The 16,554-nt window shown below is 63.5% G+C and carries 16 protein-coding genes and 1 pseudogene; 11 read left to right on the plus strand and 6 right to left on the minus strand.

Translation table 11 applies throughout. The annotated features are described in order from the left end of the window. Positions 1 to 76 precede the first annotated feature (76 nt). The 7 genes from AC0L4C_RS08330 (at position 77) to AC0L4C_RS08360 (ending at position 7,985) form a co-directional block, all read left to right on the plus strand. Positions 77 to 1,078, plus strand: a complete 1,002-nt coding sequence (locus AC0L4C_RS08330) for an ABC transporter permease (RefSeq protein WP_473403159.1) — start codon at positions 77 to 79, stop codon at positions 1,076 to 1,078. Next, entirely contained in the window at positions 1,075 to 1,983 is a 909-nt protein-coding gene (locus tag AC0L4C_RS08335; RefSeq protein WP_473403160.1) for an ABC transporter permease, read from the plus strand. Before AC0L4C_RS08330 ends, AC0L4C_RS08335 begins: the two co-directional genes overlap by 4 nt. Continuing rightward, complete coding sequence (locus AC0L4C_RS08340; RefSeq protein ID WP_473403161.1) at positions 1,980 to 2,960, plus strand: ABC transporter ATP-binding protein; 981 nt, start codon at positions 1,980 to 1,982, stop codon at positions 2,958 to 2,960. Before AC0L4C_RS08335 ends, AC0L4C_RS08340 begins: the two co-directional genes overlap by 4 nt. Next, positions 2,951 to 3,811: an ABC transporter ATP-binding protein gene (locus AC0L4C_RS08345; RefSeq protein WP_473403162.1), complete on the plus strand. Its 861-nt coding sequence runs from the start codon at positions 2,951 to 2,953 to the stop codon at positions 3,809 to 3,811. Before AC0L4C_RS08340 ends, AC0L4C_RS08345 begins: the two co-directional genes overlap by 10 nt. A 56-nt stretch (positions 3,812 to 3,867) precedes the next feature. Continuing rightward, entirely contained in the window at positions 3,868 to 5,451 is a 1,584-nt protein-coding gene (locus tag AC0L4C_RS08350) for a DUF5060 domain-containing protein (protein WP_473403163.1), read from the plus strand. Positions 5,452 to 5,464: 13 nt separating this feature from the next. Continuing rightward, on the plus strand, positions 5,465 to 6,385 hold the full coding sequence (locus tag AC0L4C_RS08355; protein WP_473403164.1) for a nucleoside hydrolase: 921 nt from the start codon (positions 5,465 to 5,467) through the stop codon (positions 6,383 to 6,385). A gap of 64 nt (positions 6,386 to 6,449) precedes the next feature. Further along, a complete protein-coding gene (locus tag AC0L4C_RS08360; RefSeq protein WP_473403165.1) occupies positions 6,450 to 7,985 on the plus strand; it encodes a DUF5060 domain-containing protein in 1,536 nt (511 codons plus the stop codon). Between the two features lie 103 nt (positions 7,986 to 8,088). Here AC0L4C_RS08360 and AC0L4C_RS08365 read toward each other — a convergent pair whose 3' ends face one another. From AC0L4C_RS08365 to AC0L4C_RS08375, 3 genes are all read right to left on the minus strand, one after another. Further along, a complete protein-coding gene (locus tag AC0L4C_RS08365; RefSeq protein WP_473403166.1) occupies positions 8,089 to 8,430 on the minus strand; it encodes a hypothetical protein in 342 nt (113 codons plus the stop codon). Between the two features lie 14 nt (positions 8,431 to 8,444). Then, complete coding sequence (locus AC0L4C_RS08370) at positions 8,445 to 8,669, minus strand: hypothetical protein (protein ID WP_473403168.1); 225 nt, start codon at positions 8,667 to 8,669, stop codon at positions 8,445 to 8,447. Between the two features lie 82 nt (positions 8,670 to 8,751). Next, positions 8,752 to 10,416: a Na/Pi cotransporter family protein gene (locus tag AC0L4C_RS08375; protein WP_473403169.1), complete on the minus strand. Its 1,665-nt coding sequence runs from the start codon at positions 10,414 to 10,416 to the stop codon at positions 8,752 to 8,754. Between the two features lie 127 nt (positions 10,417 to 10,543). Between AC0L4C_RS08375 and AC0L4C_RS08380 the strand changes: the two genes are divergently transcribed. Then, positions 10,544 to 10,855: an acylphosphatase gene (locus AC0L4C_RS08380; RefSeq protein WP_473403171.1), complete on the plus strand. Its 312-nt coding sequence runs from the start codon at positions 10,544 to 10,546 to the stop codon at positions 10,853 to 10,855. Positions 10,856 to 10,873: 18 nt separating this feature from the next. Here AC0L4C_RS08380 and AC0L4C_RS08385 read toward each other — a convergent pair whose 3' ends face one another. From AC0L4C_RS08385 to AC0L4C_RS08395, 3 genes are read right to left on the minus strand one after another with little or no spacing between them, the layout of a single operon-like run. Then, entirely contained in the window at positions 10,874 to 11,497 is a 624-nt protein-coding gene (locus AC0L4C_RS08385; protein ID WP_473403172.1) for a glutathione S-transferase family protein, read from the minus strand. Next, a complete protein-coding gene (locus AC0L4C_RS08390) occupies positions 11,490 to 12,347 on the minus strand; it encodes an aromatic ring-hydroxylating dioxygenase subunit alpha (RefSeq protein WP_473403173.1) in 858 nt (285 codons plus the stop codon). The genes AC0L4C_RS08385 and AC0L4C_RS08390 overlap by 8 nt, the downstream gene beginning before the upstream one ends. Then, positions 12,344 to 12,928 carry a Rieske 2Fe-2S domain-containing protein gene (locus tag AC0L4C_RS08395; RefSeq protein ID WP_473403174.1) on the minus strand — a complete coding sequence of 195 codons (585 nt, stop codon included), beginning with the start codon at positions 12,926 to 12,928 and terminating at the stop codon, positions 12,344 to 12,346. The genes AC0L4C_RS08390 and AC0L4C_RS08395 overlap by 4 nt, the downstream gene beginning before the upstream one ends. A 267-nt stretch (positions 12,929 to 13,195) precedes the next feature. On the opposite strand from AC0L4C_RS08395, the pseudogene AC0L4C_RS08400 reads away from it, so the two are divergent. The 3 genes and pseudogenes from AC0L4C_RS08400 (at position 13,196) to AC0L4C_RS08410 (ending at position 16,546) form a co-directional block, all read left to right on the plus strand. Next, positions 13,196 to 14,300, plus strand: a pseudogene (locus AC0L4C_RS08400) (BMP family ABC transporter substrate-binding protein). A 213-nt stretch (positions 14,301 to 14,513) separates the two neighbouring features. Next, positions 14,514 to 15,629 (plus strand): ABC transporter permease, encoded by a 1,116-nt coding sequence (locus AC0L4C_RS08405; protein ID WP_473403176.1) that lies wholly within the window; start codon positions 14,514 to 14,516, stop codon positions 15,627 to 15,629. Next, entirely contained in the window at positions 15,629 to 16,546 is a 918-nt protein-coding gene (locus AC0L4C_RS08410) for an ABC transporter permease (protein WP_473403178.1), read from the plus strand. The genes AC0L4C_RS08405 and AC0L4C_RS08410 overlap by 1 nt, the downstream gene beginning before the upstream one ends. Positions 16,547 to 16,554: the final 8 nt, after the last annotated feature.

Here is a 16,554-nt window from a genome sequence, read left to right on the forward strand (position 1 = left end):
GCCCTCTGTCAGCAAACCGGTGAGGCCGCGTTCTCCTGGCGGCCTCGCCACCCCGGTTTCCTCCAAGGATACATCGATGGGCGTCCTGCAGTATGTTGCCAAACGACTGGGGCTGTATTTTGCCGTCCTTTTTGTCGGGCTGACGATCACTTTCTTCCTGCCGCGCGTCATGCCGGTGAACCCGATTGACGGCTATATCAGCCAGCTACAGTCAGTCTCGTCAGGCAGCCTGACATCAGAGGCGGTGGCCGAGCTCCGGAGCAATCTTGAAGAGCTCTATGGCCTCAAGGGCGACCTGCTGTCGCAGTATTTTTCCTATCTCGAGCGCGTCGTGCTGCGCTTCGATTTCGGACCCTCGTTCGCCTACTATCCTGCCTCGGTCAGCACCATCATTTTCAATGCGCTGCCCTGGACGCTGACCCTCCTGCTGACCACGACGGTAATCGGCTGGGTGCTCGGCAACATGGTCGGGTTGGTGGCCGGCTACTTCCACACGCGCAAGCTGGCCACGCTGCTCGAGATTGTCGGGATCATGATCTATCCGATCCCCTACTACATTCTCGCCGTCACGGTGATCCTGCTGTTCGCCTACGTGTTTCCGATCTTTCCCCTCTCTGCGACCTTCCCGGTGGGCGAGATGTCGCTGAACAAGATCGGGCTGATCATCTACAACGCCTTCCTCCCGGCGCTGGCGCTCGTCCTCGCCGGTTTTGGCTGGAACATCCTGAGCATGAAGGCTCTGGCGGTTGCGACAACCGAAGAGTCCTACGTGACCTACGCCCGTCTCAAGGGGGCGTCGAACTGGACGCGGATGACGAGGTATGTGTTCCGCAACGCCATGCTGCCGCAGGTCACCGCGCTGGCCCTGTCGATCGGCACGGTCTTTAACGGCGCGCTGCTGACGGAGATCATCTTCTCCTATCCGGGCGTCGGGCTGATCATGCGCACGGCCGCCAGCGGGGGTGACTACAACGTCCTCTACGGCGTCATCACCATCTCGATCATCGCCGTGGCGACCGCGGGCCTTGTGATCGACCTCGTATACCCCCTCCTCGACCCGCGGATTCGGCACAAATGACCCAGGATGCACAGGCGATTACCACCCCACAGTCAGGGGTGGGCGAACCATCCCGGAAGCCGGCCTGGCGGGAACTCTACTGGTTGCTCAACGTCCGGCTGATGATCGGGCTGACCATCGTGTTCGTGCTCGCGATCGGCAGCTTCATCCTGCCGTTCTTCAACTCTGTCGATCCATCCGAACAGGCAACATACTGGAAGAACCTGCCCATGTCGGGCGAGCACCTGCTGGGCACCAACTCGCTCGGCCAGGACATCTTCTGGTATCTTGTCTACTCGGTTCGCAACTCGCTGATCCTGGGGTTCGTGGTCGCCATCGGCGTCACCATCATCTCGGCCATCGTGGGGCTGAGCGCCGGCTATATCGGCGGCAGCTTCGAACGCGTCGTGATGCTGGTGGTGGATACGTTCATCACCATCCCGCTCCTGCCGATCCTGATCATTCTGGGCGCTGTCATCCGGGGCAGCTCGACCTTCCTCACGGTGGGGGTCGTCATCATCATCTTCGGCTGGGCCTGGGGTGCCCGCACTGTCAGGTCGATGGCGCTGACCCTCCGCGAGCGCGAGTTCATCAACATGGCGCGCTTCTCGGGCGCCAATACGCTCCAGATCCTGGTCAGCGAGATCTTCCCTTATGTCTCGGCATATCTCCTGGTCGGGTTCATCAACACGGTGCTGTTCGCCATCAACACCGAGGCGACCCTGGCGGTCATCGGCCTCTCCAAGGTGGAGGTCCCGACGCTGGGCTCGATCATCTTCTGGGCGCTCAGCTACAACGCCATGTTCGCTGGCAACTACGTGTGGATCGTGGCGCCGATCGTGACCACCGTGGTGCTCTTTCTCGGCCTCTTCCTCACTTCCACCGGCTTTAACGCCGCCTTTGCTACCAAGCGCGGTGTCGCATGATCCGTCTCAACAATGTCGTCGTCACCTACCGCACGGGCCGGGGCTCCATCAACGCAGTCGACGGTGTGTCTCTGGAAATCCCCGATGGCTGCATCGTCGGCATTGCCGGCGAGTCTGGGTGCGGGAAATCTACCCTGATGAAGCTGATCTATGGCGACGTGACATCGCCGATGTCGCTGTCGGCCGGCTCAATCGATTACGGCTTCGAGAACGAAAAGGGCGAGCGGATCACCAGCGACAACGTCCGGGAGCAGTGGTTCAAGCGGATTTCCTATGTTCCGCAGAGCTCGATGAACTCTCTCAATCCGGTGGTTCGCGTCGGGGCGCAGTTTGTCGACTTCCCCGGTTCGGATCCCGACAAGAAGCGCGTCCTGGAACTGGTGCGCGACTATATCGGAAAGCTTGGCCTGCCGGTCGAAACCCTCGACTCCTACCCGCACCAGCTGTCGGGCGGCATGCGGCAGCGCGTGATGATCGCGCTCGCCACGTTCTTCCAGCCCGAACTCATTCTGGCCGATGAGCCGACAACCGCGCTCGACGTGGTGGTGCAAAAGGAAATCCTGCTCCTGCTGATGGACCTTCAGGAGCAGATGCGGAACACCATTCTGATCGTCTCTCACGACATGGGCGTCCACTACCAGACGACGCACCGGATGCTCATCATGTACGCCGCCAAGGCGGCTGAGTACGGGGACTCGGAGAAGATCTTCCGCGACCCCCTGCATCCCTATACGCGGATGCTGATCAGTTCCCTGCCGACCATCGGTGATGACCGCGCGCGTCAGGGCATCCCGGGCACACCGCCCAGTCTCTGGGGAGACCTGCACGGCTGCCGCTTTGCGGCACGATGCCCGCTGGCGACCGACAAGTGCCGCGCAGAAGAGCCGCCCTTTGTTGAACACCGGCCTGGCCAGTTTGCTGCTTGCCACTATGCCGGCACCGAGATCGTGCAGACGGGGAACGGACAGTGGCAGTAATCCTCCGGACAGAAGGCCTGAACAAGGAATATCGCCTTGGCAGCTTCACCCGCAATCGCAAGATTCAGGCGCTCAAGGACGTCAATCTCAACATCGAGAGTGACGAGCCGGCAATCATCAGCGTGGTAGGCGAGTCAGGCAGCGGCAAGACGACGCTTGCCAAGACACTGTTGCGTCTCGTGGAGCCCACAACGGGGAGGGCCATCGTCTACGACGAGGTTGTGGCCGGCAAGGGCAGCAAGCTGCCCAAGCAGCAGTTCCTCGCTTCCATCCAGCCGATCTTCCAGAACCCGTTCGAGGCCTTCAGCCGCTACCGGCCGGTCGATAGCTATCTCTACGAAACCGCAACGCGCGTTGCGAGATTGCAGGGCAACGCCGCTATCGAGGCGGTCGAGCAGGCTCTGGCATCGGTGGGACTGGAATATGCGGACGTGCGCGGCAAGTATTCAAACCAGTTTTCCGGCGGCGAGCTGCAACGCGTGTCGATCGCGCGGGCGCTGATTCCGAACCCCAGCCTGATCATTGCCGATGAGCCGGTCAGCATGATCGATGCGTCGCGCCGGATGATCATCATCAACCTGTTCCTCAAGCTCAAGCTCGAGGCAAAGCGCAGCTTCCTCTACATCACCCATGATCTGGCGACTGCGTACTACATCAGCGATTTCGTTGCGGTGATGAACAAGGGCGTCATTGTCGAGTTTGGCACCGCCAGCGAGGTCATGGGTAACCCCAAGCACGACTACACCAAGTTGCTGTTGAGCTCGATTCCCACGACGCGGGAAAAGTGGGCGCGCCCCAACAGGATTGCAACAATCGCGGCACCTGCTCAGGTCGGTGCCCCGGTTTCCTAGATCGGTGCGCCCCGTTCCGGCGGTGCACTCAACGCATATGAACGAGGAGCCTGAATGTGACGGAGACTGCACGCGCCCCCGCACGTACCTCCCTTTGGGATACGTTCGACCTCGCTTTGTCGGGGCCGAGTGCGGGCAATCCTTATCGTGACGTTGAGCTGCGCGCACGGTTTTCACTGGGCGATCGGCAGATCGAGGTGACCGGCTTTTACGACGGAGACGGCACCTTCCGCATTCGCTTCATGCCGGATGCTCAAGGGGAGTGGTCCTATCGGACGACCAGCAACGTCGCCGCTCTGGATCAGGTGAGCGGGTCGCTCAGCGTCGGTCCGGCGCGTGAGGGTCGGCATGGCCCGGTGAAGGTCGCCGACACCTATCACTTCCGTTACGCCGACGGCACGCGCTACATCAACATCGGCACCACTGCCTATGTATGGAACCTGCAGGGTGATGCGCTTGAGGAGCAGACGCTCGCGAGCCTGGCGGCGTCGCCGTTCACCAAGGTTCGCATGTGCGTCTTTCCCAAGCACTACCGCTATAATCAGAACGAGCCGGAGCGCTATCCGTTCGCACTCGTCCAGCGTGGGCAGAGCAAGTGGCCCGCCCGCATCGAGGAAGCGGGCTGGGTGTTCGACTACGATCAGCCCGATCCGGGCTACTTTCAGCATCTTGAAAAACGTATCGGCCAACTCGCCGACATCGGCGTCGAGGCTGACCTGATCGTCCTCCATCCGTACGACCGCTGGGGCTTCTCGCGCATGACGCCGGAGCAGGACGACCGCTATCTCCGCTACCTCGTGGCGCGGCTTTCCGCCTTTCCCAATGTGTGGTGGTCGATGGCCAACGAATACGACTTCATGTCCAGCAAGTCGCTCGCCGACTGGGACCGGATGATCGGTGTGGTGGCCGAAGCCGATCCGCATGGCCACCTGCTCTCGGTCCACAACGGCTTTGCCACCTACGACTACAGCGACCCGCGCATTACCCATGTCAGCATCCAGCGCCCCCATCCGGAGCGCTCGGCGGTGTGGCGCGAGGCATTCAACAAACCCGTGTCGGTCGACGAGGTCTGCTACGAGGGCGACATAGCCGAGGCGTGGGGCAATATCACTGGCCAGGAACTTGTGCACCGGTTCTGGATGGGCACGGTCAACGGTGGCTACGTCACGCACGGGGAGACCTACTATAACGACAGCGAGACGCTCTGGTGGGCCAAGGGCGGCAAGCTGGTCGGCGAGAGCGTTTCGCGTATCGCCTTCCTCAAGTCCATCCTCGAAGAAGGACCGGACGGTCTCGATCCGATGACGTTCACGGGCTTTTACAAGGTACAGAAGAAAAGTCTCGACCACGTGACGCTGCCTGAACTGATCGGCCCGGAGCCGGGCCAGGAAGCCTGGCCGCGCGCGGGGATCCATTTCCCCACCGCGGGGCAGGATGGCGCCTATTACCTTAGCTATTTCGGGGTCAGCCAGCCGCGCGAGGTGCAAGTCACGGTGCCGCCCGGACAGGGCTACAGCGCTGTGCTGCTCGACACATGGGAGATGACCCGGACCCCCATCGCCGACCGCGTCCAGCGCGGAGAGATACTGCGCATTACCCCCAAACCATATCAGGCGCTGCTGTTGCGCCGTATCGACTAGACAGGATTTTCAGATGACCGATTTCACCGTCTTTGACGTCAAGTACGCACCCGAAAAGCGGCAACGGGTGATCGTCAATACGGACGCCAAGAACGAGTGCGACGATCAGTTCGCGATCGTTCAGGCGATTCTCACGCCCTCCTTCGAGTTGCATGGAGTGATCCCGGCGCATTTCGGCGAGAAGAAATCGCGGACCAGCCTGAAGGACAGCCATGACGAAACCGTGCTGCTGCTCAAGCTTATGAACCTTGAGGGGCAGGTGCGGGTCGAGGACGGTGCGGCGCATGCCATGCCGAACGAGACAACGCCCGTCGACTCGCCCGGCGCCCGGCTGATCATCGAAGAGGCGATGAAGGACGATGACCGGCCGCTCTTTATCGCTTTCTACGGACCGCTGACGGATATGGCCTCGGCGCTGCTGCTCGAGCCGGCCATCGAGAACAGGAATATCGTCGTCGTCTGGATCGGCGGCGGGGCCTGGCCGAATGGTGGCCGTGAGTACAACCTGTCCAACGACATCCCCTCTGCCAATGTGGTGATGAAATCGAAGCTGACCGTCTGGCAGGTGCCGCGGCATACCTACCGCACCATGGGCGTCACCTATGCCGAGATGATCGAGAAGGTCTATCCGCACGGCGAACTGGGCAAATACCTGGTGGAGCAGGTGATCGAGTACAACATGCGGACTGACCCGCACATGGAATACCGTTCGCTCGGCGACTCGCCGTGCATCGGCATCATCATGGACCCCGAGGTGGGTGCCTGGACCTGGCGGCCGGCGCCGACCTTCGACGACCAGATGCACTACATCCATTCGGGCCAATACCGCCCCATCCGCGTCTACGACAACGTCAACACCCGTTTTATCCACGAGGACCTCTGGGCCAAGCTCGCCCAGTTCCATCGTCGCGGGTCGCGCGACTATCGCGTCTAGAACCTTTTGACCCTTGCGTCGCATCGCATAGCACGCTGCGCGGACCAGTAACGGAGCACACCACATGTCATCGCAGTCTACCGTCGCCAAATGGGACGTCTTCGAGCACACGATCGAGGCCAAAGTCCCCGGCACCCCCTATCTCGACACCGAGTTCTGGGGCGTGTTCGCCCTGAACAACCGAAAGATCCGCGTTCCCGGTTTCTACGACGGCGACGGCATCTTCAAGGTTCGCTTCAGCCCGGACCAGCCTGGCGACTGGACTGTGACCACCGAGTCCGAAACGGCCGCGCTCAACGGCCAGACCGCGAGTTTCACGGCAACCGAGGCGCGTCCGGGTGTGCATGGCCCGGTCCATGTCCGCAACACCTTCCACTTCGGTCATGCCGACGGAACGCCGTTCTTTCCGTTCACCACCACCTGCTACGTGTGGACGCACCAGCCCATCGAGATGCAGGAGCAGACGTTCAAGTCGCTGGCCGAGCCACCGGCTTTCAACAAACTGCGCATGTGCGTGCTGCCCAAGCACTATCCCTATAACGAGAACCAGCCGCTGCACGATGTGTTCGAGGTCAGGGCCGATGGCAAGTATGATCCCGACAAGCCGAATTTCGAGGCTTTCCGGCACTTTGAGACGCAGATCGCGCGGCTGGCAGAGATGGGCATCGAGGCCGATGTCATCATTTTCCATCCCTATGATCGCTGGGACCACTGCATGTGGACCGAGGCGCAGGACAACCGCTACCTCAAGTACCTGGTCGCCCGCATCGCGGCCTATCGCAATGTCTGGTGGTCACTGGCCAACGAGTATGACTTCATGCTCGACGTCAAGCCGATGGAACGCTGGGACCGCTTCTTCTCGATCATCGAGGAGAACGATCCGCAATGCCATCCGAAGTCGATCCACCAGGGCAATCCCGAGCTGATGTACAACCATCGCCGACCGTGGGTGGACCATGTCAGCATCCAGCATTCGGAGACCTATCTGACCCCTACCTGGCGGGCCGACTACGGCAAGCCGGTGGTCAATGACGAGATGCACTACGAGGGCGATATCATCCAGACCTGGGGGAGCATCACCGGCGAACAGTTGACCCACCGCTTCTGGTTGACCGTCATGAAGGGCGGCTATGCTGGCCATGGCGAGACCTATTCAGATCCCGACGATCTGCTGTGGTGGGCCAAGGGCGGCAAGTTGCACGGCACCAGCCCGGCACGTATCGCCTTCCTGCGCCAGCTCATCGAAGACGATGTCACGACCGGCTTGACCCCCTTCGAAGAAATCGAAGGTCTGCGGCCCTCGCGCGGCGTTGGCGGCGCGCGCGATATCGAGGCCGACGTGACCTATGTCTATTTCGGCGAGCATCGGCCGGTCATCTGGTCGCTCGGGTTGCCCAAGGTTGCTGGTGACTATGAGGTCGACGTGATCGATACTTGGAACATGACCATCACCCCGGCCAAGCGCGTCCCGGCGCCGGTGCCCGTGATCACCCGTCACGGAGCGGTCACCCAGGGCGGCAAAGCCAATGCGGCCTTTGGCGTCGAACTACCCGGTAAGCCCTATCTCGCCCTTCGCGTACGGCCGGCCAGGCGGCAGTAGCAACGCCCGTTCCGATTGGCGCGGTTTGGCCGCCTAAAGCCTTCCGCTGCCGATCGCATCTGCACCAAAGGCGCCTTCCGGGGCGCCTCTGGTGTTTCCCGGGTCAGTGGCCGGACTTGGCGGGGGCTGCGGGCGCGGCGGCGGTGTGGTCGGTCGTTGCCACTTCGCTTGCTACGGCGAAGGCGGGGCAGCCGGGTGGGGGCAGCATGGCGCTGGCGACGATGGGGTTGGCGGCGCGGCGCAGCTCGTCCCGCGCATAGGCGTCGAGATCGCAGCCGCTGCCGGCGGCATGGGTTTGAGATGCGTGGTCTGCCGCGGGTGCGTGATCGTCGGCTGGCGCATGTGCCGCCGCCTGGCCGGCGGCAAGGACGGGTTGCGTCAGGGGCAGGTTCAGCCCGCAGGCGAGGGCGACGACAAGGCCAAGGGCCGGTCTGCGAAAGGTCATGAAATGTCCGGGGTCTAGGCGAGGATATCGATAGCGGATTTTTGCATTTGCCCGGCGATGCGCGCGATCGCGGTCGAGGCCTGGAACTGGGTGCGGGCGTCGATCGAGTCGACGATCTCGGACGCCAGGTCGATGCCGGCGGTCGGCGAGGCCATGGCGACATTGGCGGCACTGGTTTCGAGCCGGGCGCTGGCGACGCGCATACCAGACGTGGCAGACGAGATGGCGGACAGAGACATGGTCACCCCTTTGTCCGGACTCTTGCAGGCAAGTGATGAGATTGGGTAAACGCCGCGACCCGAACTTTAGCGAGCGCGGCGCTCAGTGACCGTCCTTGGCAAGGCGGCTGTCGAGCAGGTCGCCACTCTGCTGCAGGATCGGGTAGGCGACGCTGGCGAACAGCGAGTTGATGGTTTTCAGCGCCCGCACCGTCTCGAGGTGGATATTGCTGGTCGCCACGCTCTGGGCGGTGCCCGAGCGGAGGCGCGTCAGGTGCTGGCCGTAGCTGGCGCGCTCGGCCTGCGACACGGCGGATTTTTCCATCAGCAACTGACGGGCGGACTCGCGGTCCTTGGAGACCAGCACGTTGAGCGCCAGCTGCATGTTGGCCATGACGCGGTGGTGGAGTTCGTTGAGTTCGCGCCAGCCCTCGGGCGAGAAGGAGAGCTTCTCGTCGCGCCGCGTCTCGGCCAGCTTGAGCAGCGTCTTGGCGATGGCATCGCCGACATATTCGAGATTGATGGCGAAGCTGGAGAGTTCGTGGCCGCGCTGTGCCTCGGCCTCGCCGGTATAGTCGATCTTGGCGAGGTAGAGCTTGATCTCGGACTGCGCCTGGTCCACCGCCTGCTCCAGCCGCCGGGCCTGCTTGATCTTTTCCGGATCGCCGGTCTCGTAGAGCTCCATCAGCGGCTGCAGCATGCGCTCGATGATCTCGGCCATGCGCAGCAATTCGCGGGTGGCGCTGGCGAGGGCAAGCGCGGGCATGCCGATCACCGCCTGGTCGAGGCAGGTGGTGGCTTCGGCCAGCGGGTTGAACAGCTCCTCCGCGGTCGGCCGCGGCCGGACGACGCGCTCGATCAGTTTGGCCACAAGGCCGGTCAGCGGCAGGCAGAGCAGCAGCAGGGCGACGTTGAAGACGAGGTGGAAATTGACCACCTGGCGTGCGGCGCTGTCGCCGAGGAGGGTGGCAGGCGGCTGCAACAGGTGGAACACCAGCAGGGCGGCGACGGCCCCCAGTCCGCGGAACGTCAGATTGCCCCAGGCAATGCGGCGAGCCTCGACGGCGCCGGTGCGCGTCAGCCCCACGGCAATGAGGCCGCCACCCAGATTGGCGCCGCAGAGCAGCGACACGCCCAGTTCCAGCGGTACCAGGCTCTGCGCGGCAAACGTGGCGATCAGCAGCACCGAGGCCACCGAGGAATGCACCAGCCAGGTGAAGGCGGCGCCAAGCAGAAACGCCGTCAGGATGTCACCGCGCAGGTAGCCGACGACATCGGGCAGGAACTCGGCCTCGCGCAGCGGTTCGGTGGCATCGCCGATCATGCGCAGCGAGACGAGGATCAGGGCTATGCCGATGACAATGCGACCGGCCTGGCGGAATTCGCGCGTCTTGCCCTTGAAGAACAGCGCGGCGCCCGTCAGCAGCAGTACGGGGGTCAACCAGTGCAGGTCGATCGAGAGAATCTGCACCACCAGCGCCGAGCCCAGATCCGCGCCCAGCATCAGCGCCAGCCCGGTGGCCAGCGTCAGCGTACCCGACGCGGCAAAGCCGGCAGCGAGGATGGCGACCGCCGTCGAACTCTGCAGCACCACGGCCACCACCGCGCCGATTGCCGCGGCGCGCACGCGGCCGCCGCCCGACTGGCGCAGCACGCGGCGGAGTGCTGGCTCCTGGCTGCGCTCGACGCCGGTGCGCACCATGCGCACAGCCCAGAGCAGCAGGGCTATGGCGCCGGCCAGTTGCAGAAGAAGCAGATAAGGGGTCAAATCATATGTTCCAAAATTCTGTCTGATAGAACGCCTATTCTATTGCATTGTCCAGCGAACCGAGCGTTTCGAGCCGCACTGGCGAACACATTTCATTGCGCCTAGTGTCTCGGGCAGAGGGGACGCAATGGCGCAGCGACTAGAATATTCCAGCGATGTCGAAGGCGGTGCGCCGGTGCGCGTGCGCTATGCCATCTCGGGGCGTATGGATGTCGCGACCTATCTCGATTTTGTCGCTGATCGCGCCAACTGGCTCGGCCTGTCGGGCTGGGTTGCCGCTACCGGCGACAATAACGTGACGTTGATCGCCGCCGGCCCGGAGGCCTTGGTCGGGGCGCTGGAGATGGCCTGCACGCTGGGGCCGCTTGACGCGCTGATCGATGACGTGCGCGACATGGGGCAGCCCGACGCCGTGCCGGCGGGCTTTTCCATCCGCTGAACCGGTCGGCCGGTCGGTCTAGAAGTAGTCCGGGATGCCGGGCATGCTGATGAAATTGGGCAGTTTGCGCACGCAGCGCTGCCAGAGATTGATGGCCGGATAATCCTCATGGCCGATCCCGGCATCGTGGCTGAGGGCGACGTAGGGAAAGAGCGCGATATCGGCGATGGTCGGCGTGTCGCCGACGACCCATGCGCCGCCGGCAATGGCGCGGTCGGCCAGATGGTCATCGAGCACGCGCATGGCCGCGCGGCCCTTCTTCTGCAGCGCCTCGAGATCGCCGGGATAGCCCAGCATGCCGATCATGCGCGCCGCGGAAACCGCCATCAGTTCGCCGCCGGCAAAGCTCAGCCACATCATCACCGGGCCAAAGCGGTCGTCGCGCGGCAGCCAGGTGCCGTCGCGGTCATGCTTGTTGGCAAGGTGGGCGAGGATGGCCTGCGCGTCGCGCAGCACCAACCCGTCGTCCTCGAGGATCGGGATCTGCCCCAGCGGGTTGAGCGCCAGCAGGTCCGGACCCTTGTGCTCGCGTCCGGGATAGAAATCGACGGCGCGGGACTCATAGGAAACGCCCAGCAGCGCGAGGAGCAGCCGCACCTTGTAGCAACTGCCCGAAAGCACATAGTCGTAGAGCTTAGGCAAGGTCGGTCCTGGGTTCGGTGCCGAAGGTCAGGGCTTTTTCCTTGAGCCAGCGTCGGTACATCACCGACGACAGGTCGGCGCGGGTCGGCGTCTCCTTGCCCGGTTGCAGCGGCAGCAGCAGCGGCCGCTGGTTCTCGAGAACAATCTTGTCCTGCAGGAAGATCATCTGCTGGAATGCAATGATTTCGGCGTCCGAACTGGTGGGGTCGATGACCAGCATGAACGGATGGGCGATGCTTTCGGTTTCGCTCACCGGCTGCACGAACAGGGCGATGACATCCCAGCGGTTGGGGGCGGTCGGCGGCGTCTTGTAGAGCATGACGTTGAAGGGCGAGACGACCCGGTACATGTACTGGCTGATCTGGCCCTCATCGGACGCTGCGGCTGCCTTGGGCTGGAAGAACTCGCATTTGGTGGCCCATATCTCGTCGACATCGCGCCGCTGCTCGACATCGTACTTGGCGACCTCCGGCTTTTCCTCGCTGCCCAGAACATCGGTGTGCACATAGGGGAAATGCGCAAGGTCGAGAAAGTTCTCGATCAGCCGCAGGCCCGAGGCCTTGACGCGCACGCCGCCGCAATAGAGCCAGCGGCGGTCCGGCTCTGCCGCCTCGGGCAGGGCAAAGACTTCGCGCTGCGGCGTGCCCAGGCTGGTCCAGAGGTGATTGTGGTCGGTGCGCACCGGCAGTGCGCGGCCCTCGCTCCGAACCTCGATGCCATCGTCGCGACGGGTCACGGCGAGCGTTGCGCCCAGCAGGCCGGTGGTGATCTGCCTGCCGGGCGGGAAGTCCGCCAGCGCGCCCAGCACATACCACTGGTCCAGTGCTGCCTTGTCGGTGGTCAGAGTCATGCTGCCAATCCCTGTTCGAGGTCGTCGCGCCGGCGGCGCACGAAGGCTGCGGCCCGGCCGAGGTCGGCGCTCCCCTCCATCACCGCATGGATCATGATCCGGCCCGGCGCGACGCGATGCCAGTGCAGATGCAGGGTTGCGTCCTCGAAACCGAGCTGCAGGGCAGGTGCATCGAGGCCGTCCACAGCAACGGCGAGGCTGACGACCGGGGTGACGTCCTCGGCCATCTCCGGCAGATCGGCGTCGCCCGCGAGCCGGACCCACACCTTGCCGCCGGCTTCCGCCGACGCATAGGCATTGGCCTTGATGCTGGGCGGCACCGCCAGATCGGGATGTGCCGGAATGCGGACGCAACTGGCGGACGTGCCATATTGCCAGCCATGGTAGAGGCAGTTGAGCGCGTTGCCGCGCACGAAGCCAAGGCTCAACCGCATGCCACGATGCGGACAGCGATCTTCCCAGACATGCGCGGCCTCATCGCCGCGCCAGATCACCAGTTCGCGGCCGTCAAGCCGGACGGCCCGCGTCGTGCCTGTCGGGACGTCACGGCAAAGGGCGATCGGGGTCCAGCCAGCAATCATTAACGGCTATCCATTCATTGTATGCAACGAGACGCAAAATGCATAAAATTTATGCAACTTGCGCCGCTTCGTGGATTCTTTAAGCACCTGCACTTTGCGGCTGGCAAGTACGATTTTCGACATCGACCGATAAGTCATTGCAACAACGTCTGTATTTCGGACGCCTTGAGCGATTTCGGCTTGGCACATGGTTTGCATTGTCTGTCTCAAGGGTGCTGTCGCGTCAGGTGGGCAGGCTCTGAAGGGTGCAATTCAGGGAAGAACGTCATGACCTTTTCGATTTCTCGCCGTTCGCTGTTGAGGGCCGGTGCTGCCGGAACTCGCTGCTTCGGCTCTGCCGTATGGCCTCGCGCAGGCGCAAACCAATGTCATTCTGGGCATCGTCTATGTCGGCCCCAAGGATGATTTCGGCTGGAACCAGGCGCATGCCGTTTCTGTCGAAGCGCTCAAGTCTCTGCCGGGCATCACCGTCGTCGAAGAAGAGAATGTGCCCGAAACCGATGCCGTCTCCAAGTCCATGGAGTCGATGATCAACCTCGACGGCGCCAATCTCATTCTCGCGACATCGTTCGGCTACTACAATCCCTTCGTCGTCAACCTCGCCAAGAAATACCCGGACGTGCAGTTCCGCCATGCGGCGCCGCTCTGGAACAAGGATACCGACCCGGCCAATGCCGGCTCGTATTTCCCCTACCTCAATCAGGCGCATTATGTGGACGGCGTCGCTGCCGGCCTGTCGTCGCCGTCGGGCAAGATCGGCTTCGTCGCCGCCAAGCCGATCCCGTCGGTGCTCTCCAACATCAACTCGGTGCTGCTCGGCGCGCGTTCGGTCAATCCCAATGCCACCGTGCAGGTGATCTTTACTGGCGAGTGGAGCCTCCCGGTGCGCGAGGCCGAAGCCACCAACGCTCTGGTCGATGCCGGCGCCGAGGTCATCACCTGCCACGTCGACAGCCCCAAGGTGGTGATCGAGACGGCCGAAGGGCGTGGCGTCAAGACCTGCGGTCACAATGCCTCGCAGGCGCCGCTGGCACCGAACGGCTTCATCACCGGTGCCGAGTACAAGTGGGAAACCATCTACAAGTCCTATGCCGACGCGATTGCTGCCGGCGAGGCCCCGCCGAACTTCCTCGTCGGCGGCTACAACAATGACATGCTGCGCAATACGCCATACGGCGCCGGTGCGACGCCGGAAGCCATCGCGGCCGCCGATGCCGCCATTGCGGCGCTCAAGGACGGCATGCCCATCTACAAGGGCACGCTCAACGACAACGCGGGCAACGTCGTCGTCGACAAGCAATACGACAATTACGACCCCTACCTCGACGGCATGAACTGGCTGCTCGAAGGCGTGCAGGGCTCGATCACCTGATGCAGAGCTTGCGATCCGGGGCGGCGGGTGCACGCTGCCTCGGACCGCAACCCACTTGCGGGGTGTGGAGGTCGCCGATGGACCCCCACCCTCGATCCCTCCCCTCAAGGGGGAGGGAGGACCCGACTGAAAGCCCGGATGTCTCGCGCCCCTCCCCCCTGAGGGGAGGGGCCGGGGGTGGGGGTCGTGAAGCATGATCACGATGAGGCCAGAATGACCGCAGAGACCGCCGACACTCTTCCCCTCAAGACCGACTCCGGCTCGCGCCTGCGCCTGCTCAAGTTTGCCGAGGCCCTCTCCATCCCGCTGGCGGCGCTGGTCGTATCGGCCCTGATCTTTTCGATCTTCCTCCTCGTCATCGGCAAGGATCCGGTGACCTTCTTCGCCTTGATCTGGACCGGCGGGTTCGGATCGTCCTTCTCCTTCCAGAATTCGCTGCAGCGCGCCGCGCCGCTGATCCTCACCGGTCTTGCCTTTGCGGTGCCGGCGCGGATCGGCCTCACCATGATCGGTGGCGAGGGCGCGCTGGTGCTGGGCGGCTTTGCCGCGGCTGCCATTGCCATACCGCTGGTGAGCACGGGCGTGCCGCCGCTGATCACGCTGCCCATCATGGCCGTTGCCGGCATGATCACGGGTGGTCTCTGGGTCGGCCTGACCGGCTGGCTCAAACACTATCGCGGCGTCAACGAGACCATCGCCTCGCTGCTGCTGAGCTACATCGCCATCGCCATCATGAACTTCTTCGTCGAGGGCGCGCTGCGCGATCCGGCTTCGGCCAACAAGCCGTCGACCATGCCGATCGGCGACGCCTACCGCATCGGCAATATCCCGGGCACGGATGTTCACTGGGGCCTTGCCGCCGGGATCGTCCTCGCCATCGCGCTCTGGGTGCTGATGAGCCGCACGACTTTCGGGTTCGCGGCACGGATGACCGGCGGCAATGCCCGCGCGGCGCTGGCACAGGGTCTGCCGGTCGGCTGGCTCATGGTGGTCAGTTGCATGATCGCCGGCGCCTGCGCCGGGCTTGCCGGCTTCTTCGAGGTCGGCGCCATTCACGGCCAGGCCAATGCCTCGCTGGTCGCCGGCTACGGCTTTACCGGCATTCTCGTCTCCTTCCTCGCCCGGCATAATCCGCTGGCAGTGGTGCCGGTCGCCATCCTCTTCGGCGCCATTGCGGCGGCTGGTGGCGTCATCCAGCGCCGCATGGGCATGCCCGATGCCACGGTGCTGGTGCTGCAGGGCATCCTCTTTGTCGTGCTGCTGATCAGCGAGACCTTCTACGGCCGGATCAAATTCTTCCAGCCCGGCAACACGGGGGACCGCACCTGATGGACAACGCCGTCGTCACCGTTCTGATCGCCATGCTGGGCGGCGCCATCCGCGTCTCCACCCCCTTCATGTTCGTCGCGCTGGGCGAGTGCCTCACCGAGAAGTCGGGCCGCATCAATCTCGGGCTCGAGGGCAACCTGGTGCTTGGCGCCATGGTGGCCTACGCCGTCTCCTTCCTGACCGGCAGTCCATGGCTCGGCGTACTGGCAGCCGGCGGGGCCGGGCTCTTCCTCGGTGCGTTGCATGGCTATATCTGCAAGCTGCCCAAGGTGAACGACATCGCCGTCGGTATCGCCATGATGAGCTTTGGCACGGGCCTCGCCTTCTTTTTCGGCAAGCCGTTCATCCAGCCGACGGCGCCGCGGCTCGACGCCATTTCGCTGGGCGAGTGGACGGGCAACCCGGCGCTGGCGCAGGCGCTGCAGGTCAACCCGCTGTTCTTTGTCGGCATCGCGCTGTCGGTCGCCATGTGGTGGGCTTTCCGCAACACCAAATGGGGCCTCATCGTCCGCATGACCGGCGACAGCGCCGCGTCGGCCAAGGCAATGGGAGTCTCTGTCGATCTGGTGCGCTTCCTCGCCACAGCGGCGGGCGGCTTTCTGGCCGGAATCGGCGGGGCATTCCTCTCGCTCTACTATCCTGGCAGCTGGAACCAGGGGCTCTCGTCCGGCCAGGGCCTGATGGCAGTGGCGCTGGTGATCTTTGCGCGCTGGGATCCGATCAAGTGCATCTTTGCTGCGCTGCTCTTCGGCGCTGCCGGCGCCATCGGGCCGGCACTGCAGTCGGTCGGCATCTCGCAGGGCTACTACTTCTTCAACGCCGCCCCCTACATCCTGACGCTGTTCATCATGATCGCCTCGGCGCGGTCGAAGGGTGCGGCGCGGGAAGTGCCGGGCGAACTTTCGATTACCAAATAGGAGCGTTC

It is taken from the genome of Devosia sp. J20-27 (assembly GCF_055808595.1).

Coding starts and splice junctions, on each gene's coding strand:
- AC0L4C_RS08335 (WP_473403160.1), top strand. CDS start 1,075: ATGACCCAGGATGCACAGGCGATTACCACCCCACAGTCAGGGGTGGGC.
- AC0L4C_RS08365 (WP_473403166.1), bottom strand. CDS start 8,430: ATGACCTTTCGCAGACCGGCCCTTGGCCTTGTCGTCGCCCTCGCCTGC.
- AC0L4C_RS08370 (WP_473403168.1), bottom strand. CDS start 8,669: ATGTCTCTGTCCGCCATCTCGTCTGCCACGTCTGGTATGCGCGTCGCC.
- AC0L4C_RS08395 (WP_473403174.1), bottom strand. CDS start 12,928: ATGATTGCTGGCTGGACCCCGATCGCCCTTTGCCGTGACGTCCCGACA.
- AC0L4C_RS08330 (WP_473403159.1), top strand. CDS start 77: ATGGGCGTCCTGCAGTATGTTGCCAAACGACTGGGGCTGTATTTTGCC.
- AC0L4C_RS08410 (WP_473403178.1), top strand. CDS start 15,629: ATGGACAACGCCGTCGTCACCGTTCTGATCGCCATGCTGGGCGGCGCC.
- AC0L4C_RS08390 (WP_473403173.1), bottom strand. CDS start 12,347: ATGACTCTGACCACCGACAAGGCAGCACTGGACCAGTGGTATGTGCTG.
- AC0L4C_RS08360 (WP_473403165.1), top strand. CDS start 6,450: ATGTCATCGCAGTCTACCGTCGCCAAATGGGACGTCTTCGAGCACACG.
- AC0L4C_RS08340 (WP_473403161.1), top strand. CDS start 1,980: ATGATCCGTCTCAACAATGTCGTCGTCACCTACCGCACGGGCCGGGGC.
- AC0L4C_RS08355 (WP_473403164.1), top strand. CDS start 5,465: ATGACCGATTTCACCGTCTTTGACGTCAAGTACGCACCCGAAAAGCGG.
- AC0L4C_RS08380 (WP_473403171.1), top strand. CDS start 10,544: ATGGCGCAGCGACTAGAATATTCCAGCGATGTCGAAGGCGGTGCGCCG.
- AC0L4C_RS08405 (WP_473403176.1), top strand. CDS start 14,514: ATGACCGCAGAGACCGCCGACACTCTTCCCCTCAAGACCGACTCCGGC.